General features: G+C 51.2%; 14 protein-coding genes and 3 pseudogenes. 2 read left to right on the top strand and 15 right to left on the bottom strand.

Going from position 1 to position 20096, the window contains the following annotated elements:
- Positions 1-233 precede the first annotated feature (233 nt).
- Together ACHLI0_RS14575 and ACHLI0_RS14570 are read left to right on the top strand one after the other, a co-directional pair.
- A complete protein-coding gene (locus ACHLI0_RS14575; RefSeq protein WP_490749480.1) occupies positions 234-911 on the top strand; it encodes a toprim domain-containing protein in 678 nt (225 codons plus the stop codon).
- Between the two features lie 159 nt (positions 912-1070).
- Complete coding sequence (locus tag ACHLI0_RS14570; protein ID WP_490749479.1) at positions 1071-1796, top strand: hypothetical protein; 726 nt, start codon at positions 1071-1073, stop codon at positions 1794-1796.
- A 221-nt stretch (positions 1797-2017) separates the two neighbouring features.
- Here ACHLI0_RS14570 and ACHLI0_RS14565 read toward each other — a convergent pair.
- From ACHLI0_RS14565 to ACHLI0_RS14495, 15 genes and pseudogenes are all read right to left on the bottom strand, one after another.
- Positions 2018-2761 (bottom strand): annotated as a pseudogene (locus ACHLI0_RS14565) (DNA adenine methylase).
- Positions 2762-2797: 36 nt separating this feature from the next.
- Positions 2798-4810, bottom strand: a pseudogene (mobC, locus tag ACHLI0_RS14560) (conjugal transfer protein MobC).
- 36 nt (positions 4811-4846) lie between these two features.
- Entirely contained in the window at positions 4847-5974 is a 1128-nt protein-coding gene (gene mobB, locus ACHLI0_RS14555; RefSeq protein WP_490749594.1) for a conjugal transfer protein MobB, read from the bottom strand.
- Positions 5975-6063: 89 nt separating this feature from the next.
- A pseudogene (gene mobA, locus ACHLI0_RS14550) lies at positions 6064-6465 on the bottom strand (conjugal transfer protein MobA); the annotation flags it as partial.
- Positions 6466-6646: 181 nt separating this feature from the next.
- A complete protein-coding gene (locus ACHLI0_RS14545; RefSeq protein ID WP_490749478.1) occupies positions 6647-7276 on the bottom strand; it encodes an RteC domain-containing protein in 630 nt (209 codons plus the stop codon).
- Positions 7277-7598: 322 nt separating this feature from the next.
- Positions 7599-8885, bottom strand: a complete 1287-nt coding sequence (locus tag ACHLI0_RS14540) for a sigma-54-dependent transcriptional regulator (RefSeq protein ID WP_490749477.1) — start codon at positions 8883-8885, stop codon at positions 7599-7601.
- Positions 8886-8889: 4 nt separating this feature from the next.
- Positions 8890-11268, bottom strand: a complete 2379-nt coding sequence (locus ACHLI0_RS14535) for an ATP-binding response regulator (protein ID WP_490749476.1) — start codon at positions 11266-11268, stop codon at positions 8890-8892.
- Between the two features lie 190 nt (positions 11269-11458).
- Positions 11459-12367: an efflux RND transporter periplasmic adaptor subunit gene (locus ACHLI0_RS14530; protein ID WP_490749475.1), complete on the bottom strand. Its 909-nt coding sequence runs from the start codon at positions 12365-12367 to the stop codon at positions 11459-11461.
- A 7-nt stretch (positions 12368-12374) separates the two neighbouring features.
- Positions 12375-16697: a CusA/CzcA family heavy metal efflux RND transporter gene (locus tag ACHLI0_RS14525; RefSeq protein ID WP_490749474.1), complete on the bottom strand. Its 4323-nt coding sequence runs from the start codon at positions 16695-16697 to the stop codon at positions 12375-12377.
- Between the two features lie 41 nt (positions 16698-16738).
- Positions 16739-18064, bottom strand: a complete 1326-nt coding sequence (locus ACHLI0_RS14520) for a hypothetical protein (protein ID WP_490749473.1) — start codon at positions 18062-18064, stop codon at positions 16739-16741.
- Between the two features lie 19 nt (positions 18065-18083).
- On the bottom strand, positions 18084-18281 hold the full coding sequence (locus ACHLI0_RS14515) for a hypothetical protein (protein ID WP_490749472.1): 198 nt from the start codon (positions 18279-18281) through the stop codon (positions 18084-18086).
- Positions 18282-18293: 12 nt separating this feature from the next.
- Entirely contained in the window at positions 18294-18593 is a 300-nt protein-coding gene (locus ACHLI0_RS14510; protein WP_490749471.1) for an HU family DNA-binding protein, read from the bottom strand.
- A gap of 27 nt (positions 18594-18620) precedes the next feature.
- Positions 18621-19067 (bottom strand): PepSY-like domain-containing protein, encoded by a 447-nt coding sequence (locus tag ACHLI0_RS14505; RefSeq protein WP_490749470.1) that lies wholly within the window; start codon positions 19065-19067, stop codon positions 18621-18623.
- A 43-nt stretch (positions 19068-19110) separates the two neighbouring features.
- Positions 19111-19572 carry a PepSY-like domain-containing protein gene (locus ACHLI0_RS14500; RefSeq protein ID WP_490749469.1) on the bottom strand — a complete coding sequence of 154 codons (462 nt, stop codon included), beginning with the start codon at positions 19570-19572 and terminating at the stop codon, positions 19111-19113.
- Between the two features lie 68 nt (positions 19573-19640).
- Entirely contained in the window at positions 19641-20090 is a 450-nt protein-coding gene (locus tag ACHLI0_RS14495) for a PepSY-like domain-containing protein (protein WP_490749468.1), read from the bottom strand.
- Between the last annotated feature and the right edge of the window lie 6 nt (positions 20091-20096).

The raw sequence follows: 20096 nt of genomic DNA, 5'->3' as shown, positions 1-20096 counted from the left end.
AAAACAAGCAAGCGATGAACATCGAGGAAGTAAAGAAGATTCCGCTGGAGGATTTCCTCGGGCGGGCGGGATTCTCGCCTGTCAGAAGACAGGGGGACAGTGTATGGTACCTCTCGCCTTTCAGGCAGGAGCGTACCCCGTCATTCAAGGTCAGCCTTTCCTTGAACCTGTGACATGATTTCGGGGAGGGAACCGGGGGCAGCATCATCGACCTGGCACAAAAGCTGTACGGGGTGACGGATATCCCGACCGTATTGCAGAGGATCGGGAGCGATTTTCCGGCGTTCAGGCCGGTTCCTTCTCCTGCGAAAGGACGGACTGTGACATCGGCCTTTGAGGAGCTGCGCGTCTCACCTCTTAAGAACACCGTCCTGCTGGATTATCTCGGGACAAGGGGTATTCCTCCCGATATCGCCTCAAGGGAATGCGTGGAGGTACATTACCACATGCGCGGCAAAGGGTATTTCGCGGTCGGTTTCAAAAACAGGAAAGGAGGGCTTGAGATACGCAACCCGTATTTCAAAGGAGCGGTCTCTCCCAAGGATATCACGCATGTCAGCCATAATGCAGAGGATAGACGGCAGTCATCGGTACTGGTTTTCGAGGGGTTCATGGATTATCTCTCGTATCTGGCCTTGAAAAAAGGGCAAGCCGTGCCGGACTGCGTGGTGCTCAATTCTGTGGCCAACCTGCCCAAGGCAGTGGATATCCTTAGAAGCTACGGACAGGTCTGTTGCTTCTTGGATAATGATGAAGCCGGCAGGAAGGCGGTGGAGGAGATCGGAAGGCAGTGTGAAAAAGTGATCGACAAGGCCGTACACTATCTGCCACACAAGGATCTGAACGAATTCCTGCAGGAAAAAATGAAAACTTTTAGGAGCCCCAAAGTTATTCCTGGTCAGAACGAATGAAAATTAAAAAGATAGTGAGGAGTGGTTACTTTCCACTCCTTAGAAAAATAAAAATCAGCCGGAATCTTGTAAAAAATACGTTCTTTTATTAATTTTACTCTTACTAAAAATAAGAACGTTTTTTGCATGTGGGGAAAAGAAACTAGAAAATGTAAGTTTATGACATTGTTGTCAAAAAGACTAGCTTGGGTACTGGGGCATTCCAAGGTGTTATTTACTGTTTTACTGATAACGAGTTTATACGCCATTCTTGTTATAGAGCTGGAGGCATTGCCGCCCATGAAGATTAATAGGTCCGAGGAGTTTGTTAAAGGGCTCAACCGGATATTTCTGGGACTCTCGTACAGTTATGTTGTCGGAATTATTGTCTTTTGGTTTACCGTAATATGGCCTGCTCGGCACGAGAAATACCGTCTTCGTCCTGTGATAAATAAGAAGATAGAAAATATAGGGACGATGCTTGAGTATATGATAACGGGATTTCCCCTGAAAGAGGGGCAGTCGTTCGTGGACCTCAAAGATCTGGAAGGATGTAGGAACCTGTTGAAATCAGCGGACTGGAATAAAAAGAATGCCCTTTGGACATATCCTGATGGCAGGAATCAATTATACCAAACGTTCTTTGACGATTTCAGGAATATTCAGTCCTATATCACAGAATTCCTCTCGTGCTACAAGCAACAACTGGATATTGAACAGATGTTGTACCTGGAGGCCTTCAATAACGCGCAGTTTATGACAGCACTAAAGGTTTTTGTTGATGTGCAGACTGGTATCAAATTTCCTGAGAAGGGAGCGGATTTTATTATCGAGGAATTTATTGATATTTTGAAAGGTTATAACAAGCTAAGGGAAGAAATGGAAGTGTCTTTGAACTGTTCCTAGCTAGTTTGAATGGGCAGAGGGAGAAAACGGTTCTCCCTCTACTTGTTCTTTATATATGTCTAATAATTTCTGATCAGCAGTTCGCTGACCGTCTCCCTCTTCTCGGCTATGGAACATACCGAGCGGAAGATGCTCAGTCGTTGGATATGGAAGCCGGCGTACAGGTCGTCGAAGAAGGTGTTCTCCGGGTTCTTCTGACGGGGGTCGGAGTTGGAGAGCATTCATTTGCTTCCCTTCTCTCCCAAGCCCTTACAGAATCCGGCCAGCTCTATCTGGCAGTTGTCATCGAAGTCGTCCGGCATATAGGAGGTGCAGGTTCCGGCCTCGTTGACGGGTTTGTAGGGCGGGTCGAAGTAGAAGAACGATTTTTCTCCCGCATATCTTCTCGTCTGGCGGTAGTCCCCGTCCAGGATGATGACGCCCTGCAGTAGCTTGTGGTTGAAGCGGATCAGTTCCTCCTCCAGTATTCTGGCGCGGCTGCCCGTACCAAAGGTTACCGAGAGCTTGCCCTTGCGGTTGACCGAATAGATGCCATTGTAGCAGGTACGCATGAAAAAAATGAAAAGGGCGGCACGGGTGATGTCATCCGGGTGTTCCTCGTTGAAGACCCTACGCTTTTCCATGAAATAGCCCCTTCTTTCCGTACGTTCCTCAAGGGCGTGGTACTCGCCTTGGATGCCGGCAAGCAATCCGACCAGTTCTTCCGGCGTGTCGCGTATGACACGGTAGACATTAACCAGACTCTCGTTCGAGTCGTTGATCACACAACGGATATGCGGATAGGTCTGTCTCAATCAGAAGAACAGGGCACCGCCCCCGACAAAGGGCTCCACATAGGTTGCCATTTCCGTGATATTTTCTGGTAGTGACTGGATCAGTACCGGAAGCAGTCTTCTCTTGCCTCCCACCCAAGGGAAGCAGGGTTTGCCGGGCAGACAGCCCGCGCTGGTTTTCTTCTTTTCCATGATTCGATAAATTAAAATGAATGGTTAAAACTATTGTTACCCGCCATCTTCCGTTTCCAGCAGATGTTTCAGGTTCGGATCGTTCTCTATACGGCAGAGCTCCTTTTGGATGATCCCGCCCACTTCCTCCTTGATGCGGTAGTAGTTCCGCTCTATCTCTTCCCGCATATGGTCCTTGCCGTCCCCGCCGGTAAAGTCCGTAATCACGGGGATCGGTTTGTAGGCTTTCGTTTCGGCCGCCACCCTCGCGTTGTCCACAACGATCTCGCAATGGAAGATTTTCTGTTCCATCTTCTCCTGGAAACTGTCGCAGACGCTTCCCACGAACATGCCCTGGGAGAGATTGGATATTTTCGAGGCCGGTATCAGCGAGTCCAGCTGTGTGCTGATGCTGGTTGATGTGTCCTCACGGGTCATGTTGACGGACTTGCGCTGCTGGAGCACCTTCCCAAACCGTTCCGAGAGGTTCTTGGCCGTTTCCCCCAACACTTGCCCGGAAAAGATATTGCCGACGGTATTCTGGATGACGCGCGCCTCCTTTTCACCGTAGTCGCGTACCAGCTGGCTGAAATCCTGCGCGCCCAGGCAGACGGCCACCTTGTTGCTGCGGGCCGTGGCTATCAGGGTGTCGAGCCCTTTGAAATATATCGTCGGAACCTCGTCCACCAGGATGGAACACTTGAGCTTTCCCTTACGGTTCACCATCTTGACGATACGGGCGTTGTACAGCCCCAGGGCCGCCGAATAGATGTTCTGACGGTCGGGGTTGTTGCCCACGCATAGTACCTTTGGCTCGTCCGGGTTATTGATGTCCAGCGTGAAGTCGTCCCCGCTCATGATCCAGTAGAGCGAGGGGCTGATCATACGCGAGAGCGGGATCTTGGCACTTGCGATCTGTCCCTGGAGCTGCTCCATTGCCCCGCCTTTCCAGGCGTCCATGAAAGGCGAGAGGTAGTTCTCCAGCTCCCTGTACGAGGTCAGGATGGTGAATATGTCCGAGTAGGGCTTGTTCAGCAGCTCGATGGCGTGGGGGAAGGTACAGTACTTCCCGTTCTCGTAGATTTTGAGATACCATATGATGGCGGCGAACAGCACGATCGGACTCTCCACGAAGAAGTCACCCTGTTTCTGTATCCAGGTCTTATTTAAGTTTAACATGATCACATATGCCGATTCATAGGCGTCAGCGATGTCAGACATGAAGGCCGGGTTGATAGGGTTGCAGCGGTGGCTGTGCCGCGGATCGTCGAAGTTGATCACGTAGAACTGAACGTTCGCCTTGTACTTGTCCTTATTCTTGAGCAGATGATTATAGACGATAAGGCTCAGGTCGGGAAACTTGAAATCATAGCAGTAAAGCGCATAACCTTTCTCTATCTGTTGCTTGATGAACTGGTTGATGACACAGTAGCTCTTCCCGCTGCCCGGTGATCCGACCACTATGCAGCCCCTCTGGGGCAATACGACATTGATCCATCCATCATGCCATTTCTTCTTATAATAGAACCGTGTGGGCAGGTTCACCGAGTATTCGTTGGTGATCAGGCGGGTCTCCTGCATGAAGGATTCGTTCTCCTCATTGAAGACGTCATCCATCAGGTGTTCCTTTAAAAGACGCCCGATCCACATGCCTGCGGTGAGCAGACAGATGTACCCGGCGGCAAGGACGGACACATACGCAAGGGTGGTGAGCGGAACACTCCAGCCGACGGTGAGGAAAAGCTCGCTTCCCCAATAGAGGAGCAGCCCAGCTGCCAGGTAACAGCCGATACGCTTTCATGTCATATCCGGGACCCTCCGCCCTTTGGCGCCCATTGAGGAGAAGAAAAGGAACATCAGGCTGAAGCATTTGGTCACGGGGGAGCTGGTGAACAGTCCGGTGTCACGCTGGAAGTTCAGCAATATCCTGTCCACCATGCCGTTGGTACAACCGGCGGCATGGAAGAACGGATAGCAGAAATAATAGATGTTCATCACGAGGAACAGGATGCTGACCGCCCGCATGAAGTCGATGGTCTTGCCAAGCCCTCTGGAATCTTCTTGTGCCATATGGGTTATGATTGGTTGTTATACGTGAATACTTCGTTAGTTGATCCGCGGGCCTTTCCGCCCCTTCCTCTTTTTCTTCTTTCCATAAATATTCCGGGGAATGTCCTCAGCCGGGTAGGGACAGGATTCCATGGAGAAGATATCCAGCAGGCCTTCCGCAAACCCCGTTTCCCTTGTGTCCATATTCACGGGAGGTTCCTGTCCGGGAGCCGGCCGGTCGGGGACGAACGGGGGTGTGCCGTATTTCCGGTTGATAAGAGAAGCGGAGAACTCCTTGCCGAGCGCCGATCCCTTGAAGACCGCCTTGGTATTATGGTCTATATAGGTCACGCCGTAGATCATGCCCGTCCCGTTCTCCCAGAGTACGGGCACGATGCCTTTACCTGCCAGCTCGTGCAGGAATCCTTCACGGGTATCCCGGCAGAGTACCGTACGGATGTTTTCCCTTGTCTTTTCCGGCAGGGGATGCTTTTTCATCCATGCCCTGCTTTGTGAGAACCTCTTTTGGAGGGCACGGTATCCCACGCTTTTCCCGATATCGCTGGATTTGATTCCGACCCCGGTACGTTTTCCCTTCCCGTCGGTCGCCGCATAGACCAGGCCGTCGCAACGTTTCCCGTCCACGACCTTATGCACTTCCTCTACGGTCACGTTGAAAAGTCCGAGCAGTGCCCTGAACTCCTTGAATGACTGGAAGCGGTAATTCTGCACGGCCGGTTTTACCACAGCCGCAATCTGGTGTTTCAGATCGCCTTTCGTGTAGTCCACCGCACTCATCGGCCGGGAAACCCTGTATTCCTCCCTGCGTGATTGCAGCAGGTTGTACTTCCTTTCCAGTTCCCGGCAGATACCCATCGAGCGTTCCCATTCCTTGTAATCCTTGATTTTCTTTCCCTGCTGGTCAATACGCAGGGAGACGATATGGATGTGGGGCCGTGCGTTGTCGTCATGGCGGAAGATAATGTAAGGCTGGTCGCCATATCCGAGCCTGTCCATGTATTCCCGCCCGATGGCTTCCAGTTGTTCATCGGAGAGCACGTCATCGGGATGGGGATTGAGCGAGAGATGGATCACCGGCTTTTCCGTCCGGCGGTTCATGGCAAGGTAAGGCTCGAAACTGCGCATGCATTCGGCAATACCGACCTTTCCCTCCGGTGTCTCCATCACGCGGTTTCATGCCAGTGTCCGCGCTTTCCCTTTCTCCACTTTTTCCTGATTGTAATACAGCGCCCCGTAGATGGCGGCACCGGATGTTATCTTTGCAACCATTGTTCGAACTCCTTGGTAAGACGGATGATTTCCTTGTTCAACGATACGAACTCCACGGTCAGCTGTTCCAGCTTGTAAAGCAGGGCAAGGGCTTTCTTTTGGGTCAGCTCCCCGCTATGGACCGCCTTGACAACCTGGTTGTAGTTCACTCCGATGCGGCGGTACTCGCTCTGTAGGTTGGTGAGCTTGATGTAGTACTCCGTGGCCGCCTTGTCGATTTTCACCACTTTCATCGGTTTGCCGAAAATGGCCGACAGGATGAACTGCGACTTGGTTCCGGCACCGGAATTCTCATAGAGCCGCTCGAACTCGATATTCTGGAGCTCGTTCAGCCGAAACCCGTAATAATAGGAATGAAGCTGGGAGGGTTCTTTCGGATTGCGGCCGCCTCTTCATGCCTGCGAAACGGCCGTTTTCTCTTTCTTGTACGCCTGTTTGATCTTAGCCATATTCTTAATGTTTTTATCGGGAGCAAAATAAACGATTATTTGGGTACCGTCCAAATTCCGTAATGTGACTATTCATGACAGGAAATGACTATTCATGACAGGGGGATTTTTTCCTCTGTCATTTGTAGCTGATTCCACAATTTATGATATTTTTTTCAAAGACTTCCCTGAGTTTAGGTAGTAGCACTGAAAGGCTTTTCTTACGTCGTGCGAGATCGGCACGCAGGTCATAAGGTTTAGGAAGCCTCACATGGAGAAACGCTTCAAATGCTGCCACCAGGGAAGCGAATGACTGCTGTGCTCCCGTACTATCCGTTATGAACCCTGAATAATCCAGAGAGGTGATCAGCTCCATAAGGTTGGCCAGGGAGCCTTTCCAGTAAAGCGGGGATGAACCGTGCTGCCTTTCTTTCATCACAGAAGGGACAGTACAGTATTCAGGATGTTTCACGGCAAGGTGGAGCAGTTCAATTTCTGTCTTGACAAGGGCAACGGTTTTCGACAGGCAGGCATACAGGTACCTACAGGTTGTTTCTTGTGCCATGTTCAGGCAGGTATCCAGTTCCAGCTTCGTATGGTATAGATGACGGAGCTTCTCAAGGACAGACAGTTCGCCTTCTGCCAGTTGCAGCAGAAAATCCAGAAATTCCTCATAGGCGGATAACAATATGTTTTCCGAAATGGTGTTTTGTTCCTGGACCGCTTTTCGGAAACAGTCCAGCAGACGGTGTGTCTTTAGTGTTTTCATACTGTTGATTTTATTTGCTTAAGTTTGACAATGAAGCTTTTCGGCAAAAAAATAAGGGCGAATGCTATGCCAAGAACAATCGCATCTGAAAAATTAATAGTCAAATAGCTAAATATCAGCAAAATATATCATAATATTGTCGAACAGGTGTAAACACAAAAGGCATACAGTACCTTACAGGATTGTAAGACATGTGTACACCTTGTGTAATATATACATATTTTCCGCAAATATATCCTAAAACAGCCGGAAACGCAAATGACGGATGTTAATAATATCCGGTTCTCGTATTGCAGGATATCGTGAAGTCATATATCCTTTATCAGGTGATACTATATTTTTTTAACTTGTCATACAGGCAGGTCCGGCTGATACCGAGTATTCGGGCCGCACGGGCACGGTTGCCATCAGTCCGTTCGAGTGTAGCGAGAATCAACTGTTTTTCTTTTTCTTCCTCTGACAGGATTTCGGTCTGCTTCCGCCTCATACTCAAATCCAGTCTCAGTTCCTCTATGGATATCCATTCTGTCCTTGCAAATACAACCGCACGTTGAATCGTATTCTTCAGTTCCCGGATATTCCCCGGCCAGCCGTATTGCTGTAGTGCAGCTGCCGCCAACCTTTCGAAGCCACGAACAGCCTTTCGGTATTTTCGGGAAAAATGCTTTAGGAAGAACTCGGCTAAAGGGAGAATATCCTCCTTGCACTCTGAGAGTAACGGTACTTGTATAGTGAACTCGTTCAGCCGGTGGTACAGGTCCTCACGGAAACTCCCTTCCGCAATGGCTTTCTCCAGATCCGCATTGGTGGCGGTGATAAGGCGGACGTCAAAGGGACGTTCCCTGATTGTTCCGACCGGCAAGTAATGCTTTTCCTGCAAGGCACGAAGCAGTTTCATCTGATTCTGGGGAGCAAGGTTACCGATTTCGTCAAGGAACAACGTACCACCTTCGGCAGCCTGGAAAAGTCCCGCCTTGTCACTGTCCGCACCGGTGAATGCCCCTTTGCAGTGCCCGAAGAACTCGGATCTGGCAAGGTCGTCGGAAACGGCCCCACAGTCCACGGCTACAAAAGGCTTGTGCCTGCGCAGGCTCCGCTCATGAATCTCGGCGGCAATGTGCTCCTTCCCCGTACCCGACGCTCCACGAAGCAAGACGGACATGTCGGAACGGGCCACAGGACCTATCAGCCGATACATCTCACGGAACTTTTCGCTTTCACCGCGGTAGAATTCTGTTCCGCCATGATGCGGACAGCTGAGTTCTTTCTCTATGGCTTCCAAAAGTCGGTCCGGCCGTATCGGCTTGCAAAGGTAATTGGCAGCCCCAAGCTGCATGGCTTCCACAGCATTCTCCACCTGACCGTAACTGGTCATGATAAGGAACGGGATGGAATAATGTTTTCCTTTCATCCACTTCAGCAGTTCCATACTGCTGCCGTCCGGCAGGCGCAGGTCGGCCAGGACAAGGTCAAACTCTTTAGCCTGAAGTTCCTTACGGGCCGCCGAGAGTGTAGCCACATGCCTGGTTGCCATGCCTTTTTTCTTCAGCCAGTTACTGATACTGCGGCTGAAGACAACGTCATCCTCTATAATCAATATGTTTTTCATTTACTTATTTTATATTCTTCTTCATATTTTCCGCACAGGCAATTAATTTCTCTGCCGCTTCCACTATCTTATAGACAGACCTTATCTGTTCTTCCGTCCAGAGTTCCGGATCAGACAGTACAATAGCCTGCATTTCCCCTATCGGATAATCAAGGCGGACACTTGTCCACAGGGGAAGGTTCTTGTGCAGGATCTCACGGACTGTCTGACGGTCATCTCTTTCCAACGCCCCATGCAGCCTGTCAAGGTCCTTGCGAGTTTCCCAGATGAAGATACCGAGCATCTCCCCCTTGTTATCCTCCCCGTTCAGAATCAGGGAGAAATCCGGTTGCCATGCCGTCCGCCTATTCTCTCCGGCGATTCGGGAAACGGTTTCCAGCAGCTCATTCATCCGGAAGGGTTTGCGGACACACCCGGCGAATCCCCGGGAAAGATACTCCTCCTGCGGATCCATATCGGCAGTCACGGCTATGACCGGAATTGTTCCGGCCCTTTCCATATTGGATGAGCGCAACAATTCCAGCAGTTCGAACCCGTCCATGTCAGGCATGCGGATATCCGTCAGCAACGCGTCATAATCCTCATCCCGCAATTTTGCAACCACCTGCCGGAAATCGGTATAACAGTCACATTCAACCCGGTTTCGCCTGAACATCTCACGTATAATGGAAAGTTGTCTCGGATCATCGTCAAGGAGGAGAATACGAAGACTATCCATTTGATAATCAGACGGAAATTGTAGTTCTTCCTTCAAGGAAGCACTGTCTGCAGGGCGAAGGGGCAGAGAAACGGTAAAACAGCTGCCTTTCCCCGGGTAGCTCTCCACCCCGATGGAACCGCCCATCTGTGAAACAAGCCGGGAAACAATGGCAAGACCAAGTCCGAAACCGGAAACGCCGCGGGCATTGTCAAGCCTTTCGAACACATCAAATATCCGCTTCTGTTCCTCATCATTCATTCCCGCTCCCGTATCCTGCACTTTGATACATAGTTCTCCACCGTTGAATGTCGCTTCTAACCGGACATATCCTTTCCCGGTAAATTTCAGGGCGTTGGAAAGCAGGTTGTTCACAATCTGCTGCAAATGTCCCTTATCGCAGCTGGCAACAGCGTTTATGCCGGAATACCGCGTCAACAGTTGCAATTCTTTCTTCTGGGCGAGCGGCATGTAATTGTTCGCAATCTCCTTGAACAGGGTTTCCAGGCAAAAGACGGAGATATTTTCCCGTGCCTGTCCTGTATCAAGCAGATAGAAACTCATCAGAGTGTCAACCAGAGAAAGCATATAATCTGATGCATGCCGGATATTTTCAGCATATTCCTGCTGTTCGGCTCTTTTCTTTTCACCGGGCAGCAGTTCTGCCGTTGCCCTGATAGTGGCAAGGGGAGAGCGCAGATCATGGGCGATAGTCAGCATCATACGCTTTCTGGATTGGAGGAGTCCCGTGTTTTCCCTGTTGGAAGCTTCCAGCTGACGACGGTATCGGTTCCGTCGGTTCAGCTCCCGGTGTATGATGATATAAAGGAAAATAGTCAGCAATGAAATAAAGACGGCAAGGGTGGAAACCGTATAAAAGGACCGATCCCGTGCCCAAAGGAACTGTCTATAACGCTCTTCTAACCGTATTCTGGCTTCTGCTTCAAAGTCTCCAATTATTCGGCGCAGCCTGTGGTTTAGGTCCATATTGTTGCTGTACAGGCGGTCCATCTGTTCCAACAGCCTTTCCCGTTCACTCTCCTCCATATCAGTCACCTCCCTGCCGAGATTATGCAGCATATCTGCAGCAGTTGGTTTTCCTTGGCGTTTTCCGCTGGGTTGTTTATGTTGCGCTTTCTGTTTCGAATAAGCGGATTTTCTATCCTTATGTCTGAGGAAGGACCAAAAGCCCTTCTTTGGGGGTTCTTTCCTCTCTTTGTCTGCAGAGGAAAGAACATTATTGGGGTAGACTTGAGATACGATTACCGGAATTTTACGGTTTACGATTTCGCTAACTTTGCAAAAACGCTCAAATGTATTCATTACACTGTCTAACAGCAGTTCCTTTCTCCCTAGCAACAGGCATAATGAATCTATGCGTATTTGTTGTTCGGAGATATCCACATATCGCTTTAATTCTTGTAACGTATCGCAAACCTCATTCCTTTTTATATGGTAAAGGCTGAAGTCGCTTTTATCCCATGCGCTGACCGTTTCTCCATAAGTGGCCAGTTCAAGTAGTCCGTAATACGTTTCCTCAGCCAGATGGCGAATACGGTCCAGTTCCCGTTCGTCCAGTTGCAGACTGTTGCGTTGTATCTGCTCTATACGAAAAAAGCAGATAGTCATAACAAGCAGAATTATCAATATTACATATCCTAAAAATATTTTAAGTCTTAACCACATGCACAAGTTATTATCTTTATTCCTGATTTATTGTGTTTTAGAATTGTTGACTTGGTTTTGGCAGTGTATTGACGGATAAAATTCTGCATATATTGTATGGTATACAGACTCAGATACCTGTTTCTTCCATATGAATGCCCCGGCTTCATTTACTTTTGCGACCGGGGGTATTCATCGTATCTCCCGTTTGTCATTCTGGCTGTTTTGCACCACGGGTTACTTGTGCCGTGACATACATTCCCGGCATGAACCTTTCATCGGGCCTTTCTATTGCCGCATATACTTCGACCGACCTTGCCGCCTTATCCACCTGTTTTCCTATGGATGTTACGTTTGCGTAAAACATTTTTTCCCCTGTTCCGTTTACTTGGAACTCAATCCTGTCTCCTTCGGTGATTCCTTCGAGGTCCTTTTCGTACACTGTCAGCCTTAGCATGATCCGGTTCTTGTCAATGATTTCACACAGGGGAGCCCCTGCTGCTACGTGTCTTCCCGGATTGATGTCCGTTCCGCTCACGTATCCTCCAATTGGTGCATGTACCGGCAATACTGGTGCTATGCCGGCTTTCAGTAGCTGCCCGGTGTCAATCCCCAAGAGTGATAGCTGTGCGGCTGCCGCATCCTTCCTGCTTTTCATGGACAACCATGCGGCCTTACTTTGCTGGAGTTTCTTTCGTGAGGCGATTTCTTCTTTTGACAGTATATGTTGCCGGAGATACTCTTCATGCAGGAATTCCTCCTGGGCATGTGACTCCAGGAATGTCTGTTGCAGGTCAATAAATGCGGGATTCTCAACTGTGGCCACCAAGTCGCCCCGATTCACCCTTGCTCCTGGCAGCAGGACAGTGCTTTTCACTGTTGCATCCATGCACAGTGTCACTGAGGCGCGGTTTTGTGGCGGCACGACGAGCGTTCCGTTGAAGGTTGTCCGTGCCGGCAGTGCCCGGTTGTTGACACTTTTCTCATTTTCTTTCGTTTGTTTCTGTCCATTCTGTGAGGAAACCGCCTTCTTTTCAGGGGTTTCCTGCGAGACGGATGTAGTGCTGTTGCCGCATGCTGTCAGCAGCAGTCCTAATGCTAAAATCAATGTTGTTTTCATTATTCTTTTACCGGTATAGCTCATATTCAATTACTGCAATATTATATTGGTAGAGTGCATCGGCCGCCCCGCGTCGTATCTCCAGGGCGCTACGCATGCTCTGTATGAATTCGGAAATACTTGTTTCCCCCTCCTCGAGAGCCCGTTCCGCCGATCGTGTCAGCATATCCGCCTGTGGGATTGCCGAGGTTTGGTAATAGCGTATGCTATAGTCATACCGCGCTATTGTCGCTTCTATCTCCAGGATTTTGTTTGCCAGTGTTTTTCTTTCCGTTTGCACGGCTGCCTGGCTGATCCTGACCTGGGCTTGTGCCTGGCGTATCCGGCTCCTGCCCGCGTTGAAGAACAGGGGGAACGACATTCCTACGGACCATGCATTGAGCCCTTTGTCGGGGAGTATGTTCTGTCTTTGGTATCCAATGGAGAATTCGGGGAACATCCTGCTTTTTTCGAGTTTGAGTTGCAGCTTGTCCTGTTCTGCTAGGCTGTTGAAATAGTTCCTGTATGTGTTCGGCATTTCCACGTGTTTTTCCTGCACGCTCCATTGTACGAACTCCGTTTCTGCCGGAAGCAACATCTCGTCAGTCTGGCAGGCCCATTGCAGGCGTGATGTGGCAAGCCTGTGTTCCTCCCTGGCCTGAAAGAACTTGTTTTTCATTTCTGCTGCAAGTGTTGCAGTCATGTTGCGTTCCAATTGTGAGATATCGCCCTGTTCGTACCTCATTTCCCCCGTGCGGAAGAGCCTGCTTGCGTGCTCCTCCTGCGTGCGGTAAATGTCCCGCAATCGTAATGTATACAGATAATATACCCATGCGCGTTTTACCTCGGCCGTTACTTCCCGTTTTACCAGTTCCCGGCGGTAGCTTTCGGTGATGACCCGCCTTTTGGCCAGTGCATTCTTGTAAAAAGGCGTCACAGGGGATCCGAGTGGCTGGGTCACGGTGATTTGGTTGTCCCTTCGTGAGGGGCCGTTGAGTTGTCCTGCCGTGTATTCCACGGACAGCGCTCCCGGTTCCCATGACTCGCCCTGCATACTCCGCGCGCGTTCTACGGCCGCTTTCGCCCCCTGCAGCCTCGGGCTGTTTTCCAGGGCGACGGTTATCGCCTGATCGAGCGTTACGTGCTGCTGTGCCGCCATCTGTTGTGTCGGCAGCAACAGCAATGCAAGTATGGACAGGAATGGGAACAGTTTTCTGACCGCCTCCCTTCGCCCAAGTACCGGCAGCATGGCGGCGACCCGGTAGAACACGGGAACCACCAGCAAGGTCAGCAGCGTGGAAACCGCGAGCCCTCCGATAACGACTGTTGCCAGCGGGCGTTGCACTTCGGCACCCGCTGTCGTGGCTACGGCCATGGGTACGAAGCCGAGTGATGCCACCAGTCCTGTAAGGAACACGGGGCGTAGCAGGTGTGGCGTTCCCTGTGTGATGACACGTGATGTGGCCAGAGGGTAGCGTCCCTCATCCCGCAGCGTATTGAAGCGGTCGATCATCAGTATTCCGTTCAGTACCGCCACTCCGAATAGCGCTATGAATCCCACTCCTGCCGAGATGCTGAAAGGCAGCCCGCGTGCCCACAAGGCCAGGATGCCTCCGATAAGCGAGAGCGGCACGGTACTGAAGACGACAAGCGTGTACAGCACGCTGCGGAAAGCCAGGAAGAGCAGCAGCAGTATCAGCATAAGTGCCACGGGAGTGACAATAGAGAGTGTCCCGATGGCGTTCTGGAGGTTCTCAAACTGCCCTCCGTATTCAAAATAATATCCTGCCGGGAGCATGACATTCTCTTCCAGTTTTCTGCGTATTTCTTCCACGACCTGCCGCGTATCGGCGTCCCGTACATTGACACCTATGACTACACGCCGCCTAGCGGCCTCCCGGTTGATCTGTAGCGGGCCGTCTGTCACCTCTACCGATACGACCTCGCTTACCGGCAGTTGTACTCCCTCCGAGGTGTGTACAAACAGGCGGTCGAGGTTCAATTCCCGTGCTTTGCCGTGGTCTAGGCGTACGACAAGGCCGAAGCGCCGTTCGTTCTCGAAGACCGTGCCCGCTGCTTCACCCGCATATGCCGTCCGTATGACCGTATTCAGCTCGTCGATATCCACTCCGTAGCGGGCGATGCGTGCCCTGTCATAACGTACCACCAGTTGCGGGAGTCCCATGGTCTGTTCCACAATCACGTCCGCCGCTCCGGGTACTTCCCTAACGAAACGTGCAGCTTCCAAGGCCTTGGCGTATAATTCTGCCATGTCCTCCCCATAGAGTTTTATGGCGATGTCCGACTTGACTCCGGTCATCAGTTCATTGAAGCGTAGCTGGATTGGCTGGCTGAAATTGAAAATCAGGCCGGGAATCGTGTCGAGGACCGCTTTCATCTTCGATACGAGCTCTGCGCGTGAGGATGCGCTGGTCCACTCTCCGGCAGGCTTCATCAGTATGACCATGTCGCTGTCCTCGATGCCGACAGGATCGGTGGGGACCTCTGCCGTACCGATCTTGGCGACTACATGCTCGATCTCGGGAAAGTTGTCAAGCAGTAGCTTCTCCACTTTGGTGGTCATTCCTATACTGTTCTCCAGCGAACTTCCTGCCGGCAGCGAGGCTGCCAGCACAAAATCTCCCTCGTCAAGTGTTGGGATGAACTCCGCCCCGAGCCTGGTGAAGAGGGCGAGGCTTCCCGCCAGCGCTGCGAAAGCCAGTACAAGGGTGGTCCGGCTGAACCGCAGGCACGTTCCCAGACACCGTTGGTACAGGGTACCGAGCACTTCGAAGAATTTGTCCGCCGGTGTCCGGTGTGCCCGTATGCGGCGTCCTAGAAAAAGGGAGGCCGTCATGGGGACGTAGGTCAGGGAGAGCAGGAGTGCCCCGATGATACAGAAGATGAGCGTCTGCGCCATGGGACGGAAATACTTCCCCTCTATGCCGGTAAGTGTGAGTATCGGCAGGAAAACGATCAGTATGATCAGCACCGCGAATGCCGCTGAGCGTACGACTCCGCCCGCTCCGTTGATGACTGCCGCCTGCGCTTCCTCCCGGCTGAGTGTCCGTCCCAGGAAAGGGCGGCTGTAGAGGTGCGCGAGTATTCCTTCGGCAATGACAATGGAACCGTCCACCACGATGCCGAAGTCTATGGCTCCCAGACTCATCAGGTTGGCCGTCACTCCTGTGAGCCGCATGCATATGAAAGCGAAGAGCATTGCCAGGGGGATGACCGATGCCACGATAAGGCCGGCCCGTACATTTCCCAAGAAGATTATCAGTACCAGGAAGACGATGACAGCTCCTTCGACCAGGTTACGGATGACAGTGGAGATATTGCGTTCCACCAGCTCCGAACGGTTCAGGTAGGGGGCGATTGATACTCCTTCGGGCAGCATTTTCGCTACCTTCTCCATGCGTTCTTCCAGTTCTTTAGTCACCGCTCCCGCATTGGCACCCTTGAGCATCATCACCACTCCTCCGACACATTCCCCCGTTCCGTCCATTGTCATGGCGCCGAACCTTTTGGCTGCGCCGTAGCGCACTGTTGCGATATCCTCTACGTGGACGGGGATGCCTTTGCGGTTTCCCACCACGATGCGTTCAATGTCCTGCAAGGAGGATACCATACCTTCGGTGCGTATGTAGTAGGCGCGTCCCTGCTTTTCAATGTAACTTCCACCCGTGTTCCGGTTGTTTCGGCTGAGTGCCTCGAATACTTCCCCCAGTGTGATGTCCAGCCCGTAGAGGGCGTCCGGGTCGACGGCCACTTCATATTCCTTCATATAGCCTCCGAAGCTGTTGATTTCCACCACTCCGGAAATACCCGAGAGCTGCCTTTTAACAATCCAGTCCTGTATGGTGCGCAACTCAGTGGCATCATAGCGTTCCCTGTGGTCTGGGTCCACCTCTAGTGTGTATTGGAAAATTTCTCCCACCCCTGTGGTAATGGGCATCATCTCGGGTGTTCCCAGTCCCGGGGGGATCTCTCCGGCGAGTGTCTGCAACTGCTCGCTTACAAGCTGCCTTGCCTCAAGGATGGGCACGCTCTCCTTGAATACTACAGTTACTACGGACATCCCGAAGCGTGAGACGGAACGTATCTCCTCGACGTTCATGACGTTGTTCATGGCCATTTCTACCGGGAAGGTGATGAGCTGTTCGATCTCCTGCGGGGCCAAGGTCGGTGAAAGGGTGACTACCTGCACCTGGTTGTTCGTAATGTCAGGTACGGCGTCAGTGGGGAGTGTCAGCATTGCGTAAATCCCCCCGGCCACGAGAAACAGTGTTGTCAACGCAACAAAAAGTTTCTTTGTGACCGCAAAACGTACTATGGATTCAAATAACATAACTTTTCAATATCATTTCAAAATACTTGTTCGTAACTTTTCTATACCTTTCCGCTTGCCCTGCCGCCGCCTGTTTTCGTACGTGCTTCTTTTCCGGCCGCGCACAGCGCTTTGTGTCTTGTGCCGGCCTGCGGAAAGTTTCTGCGCACGAAGCAGCACAGCGACGGATAGACGAGCGAGAGTCTTTGTGCGATGGACTTCAGCGACTCGGTTGTCGTCTCATAGATCCTTACCGCCTGAGCATACTTCTGCATGCTCCGCCTGGCCATGACCTGTCCGTCCTTTCCCTTTACCATCCCTTGTCTGGCGTGCAGTTCCGGTTCGTGCTCCCTGATGTATCTCCTCAAGCATTCCGGATGCAGGCCATATTCAGTGGCGACCGTTGCTGTCGGCAGTTCGCTCTCCTTCAGTTTCCGGATGGCTTGGGCATACTTCTGCCGTGTTGCCGGATTATATTTCCTTGCTTTCGACCAGTCCACGGGTTTCCCTTCCTCATAAGGTATATTCCTTCGTTTGCATACCAAGTCCTTGTGCCATTTTTGCAGGTACTCACAAAATCCCTTTTTGGGCACATTCGTCAGTTTTGCGATGCGTGCTGCCGAGAGGCAAGTTGTCCGATACAGCCGCAGGGCGGGGGCGTACTTCTCCACGATTTTTGGCGCAGGGGCGTGCACGCTTCCACGTCCTGTAATCTCCCCTTTGCATTTTTGCCTCACCGCCTTTTCCCGTATCCTTATACGTTTGTTTACCAGGTCCTTGTGGTAGAAGAGCAGGTGCTGCTCCAGTCCCGAGTAGGAAACCCCGCACCTGTCTGCAGCCTCCCTTACCGTTATGTAGCGGTCCGCTCGCAGCATCTCTACGGCCTTTGCGTACTGCTTCTTGCTGAAATGCCTGCTTCCCCTGGGCAGATGGTCGTCATGCCCCAAGCTCAAACGCTCCTTTTCCCTCTGCTCGAGGATTTCGGGATAATGTGTCCGTAACTGCCGTGCAAGTCCCGAACCGTCCAGGCCGAAGAGTCGGGCGAGTTCCGAGAGGTTCATCTCTATGTGTTCCATTCGCCCGCATGCCTCTATCGCTTCCCGGTATTTGGCACGAGTGGCTGGTGACTGACCACGCAGGCTGCCCAGCTTGATATGCCGGGCGGCCTGCGCGTCTTCACACTCTATCCCATTCCGCTTCAGCAGCAGATGGCGGTGGTATCTGTTTATGTGTGCCCCGAGCCCCGAGGGTGTCACCCCGCACATACGGCATATCTCCCGGCAGGAGAGCTGTGTGCTGCCATACAGTTCCACTGCCTTGGCGTATTTTTCCACGGTCTTGGCAGAAACTTTTCCTTGACGGGCTTTTTCCGGGGAAGAGGTTTTCATAAAGCGTTGCCGATATGTGTCAAATCATGGGGGTAGCCACCGTAAGGACGATGAGCAGTATCAGGAGCAAGAGATTCAGACACAAACTTCCGGACAAGACATAAAATAGGGTTTGCAACTTCGGTGCCTCCACTTCTATCCTTGTGTCATCCTCTCCGGTCATAAGTGAATAATACAGTTCCTGCATCCGTTCTTTTTCATTTTCCGTAGTCATCATGCCATACCGGGGTTATTTGTCCTTACTTTCACCGCCGACAGGTTTACTGTCGATATCTAGGTCCTTGCTAGGGTTGAACTTCACAATCTTCTTGGCAGGCACCTGCATCATTTCCCTCTTCTGCGGGTTATAGCTCCTGCGCGCTTTTCGTTCCACTACCGCGAACGAGCCGAAGCCGACAAGGGATATTCTTTCTCCCCGGTGCATGGTGTCGCGGATGACTTTAATCAGGGCATTGATCGCCGTTTCCGATTCTTTTATACTCAGGCCGCTTGCGGCAGCCACATTGGCTATAAATTCTTTCTTGGTCATAGTGTTATTGGCATTGTTTTTATGTGATTAATCAAATTCGTTTCTTATGAACGTTCCATCAGCTGCATATATCATATCCGGTCCGTTACCTATTGAAATCTTATATCCGCCGTATTCCCGCTTCGCCTTATACACTCTCATTCCAGGGCATCTTGTATCCAAGTCTGCCACTAAGGTTTCCGGCAGGATGCCGAGCGGCAGGAACGCGTACTTGCAGTCCACTTTCTTCCAGTCTCCGGTAGCATAAAATTCTATCTCCGTGCCGTCGTTGAGCTTCACTTTGTATTCTTTGCGGCCGTCATCCCTATCCTGTTCGGCATAGATGCATTTTCTGGTTGGGAAGTAGGCGGTGATAAACGTTTTTGCTTCTCCCGGCAAGCGTCGGTAAGGAATACGCATGGAGCCGCACTGAGTGAACAGCAGCAGTCCTGCCAGCAGCATCGTCAGTACTATTATGCAATGTTTTTTCTTCATTTTTCTTCAAGTCCTTTTTCAAGTCAGTTCGTTTGAATCGGATTCAGGTATCTGTCCGTATGAATGTTCCGTCAGCCGCGTAAATCAGTTCCGGTCCGCTGCCTGCCTTCACCTTGTAGCCTCCGTGCGCACGTTCTATCTTGCAGATATGCCCGTTGGGACAACGAGATTTCACATCAGAGGAAATAGCCTGGGGAACAATGCCGGAGGGCACGAAGGAGTAGCCGCAGTCAATCTTCTTCCACTCTCCCGAAGAGGTGAACTCCAGTTTCGTACCTCCGACCAGTTGGACCTCATACTCGATAAGCGCGTCATCGTGCTTGCGTTCGGCACAGAGGCACCTGTCTTTTGGGAAATTGGATTCGAGAAAGTCCTTTGCCTGTTTGGGCAGCCACTGGTATGGAATGCGCATCTCTCCATACATGCAGTAGAGCAGTATGCAGGCGAGTGCGAGTATGGTCGCTCCGACTGTAAACGACTTCCTCTTCCGTTTTTTGGGAAACATATACGGCTTTTTGTTCCGTTTTCTCAAAAACATATATTTTGTAATTTAGGAATTGACATATTTTCCGTTCAGTACCTCTCCTCCCTTATGAACGTTCCGTCCTCTGAATATATCAGTTCCAGTCCGTTTCCTATTGAAATCTCATATCCTCCGTATTCCCGTTCCGCTTTGTATATTCCCGCCGCTTGATAGCGTGTTTGGATGTCCAGCTTGATTTTCTGGGGTACTATTCCTTCTGGTAGTGTTGAGAACTTGCAGTCGACCTTTTTCCATTCTCCCAGTTGGTTGAACTCCAACTCCGTTCCGTTACTCAGTCGCGCTTCATATTCTTTTCGCCCGTCCTCCTTTTCCCGCTGTGCATACACGCAACTCTCCTTCGGGAAATAGGTCTCAATGAAGTTTTTTGCGGCCGCGGGCAGTTTGCTGTATGGGATTTCCCGTTCGTCGTCACATCCTGTAAGCGAAAGCAAGCTGGCGGCTATGACCGCCAGCATTACCATATACATCTTCATTTTCATGTCAGG

The organism is Bacteroides sp. RCH18, from assembly GCF_058231005.1.
This window is presented reverse-complemented; position numbering and strand designations above follow the sequence as displayed.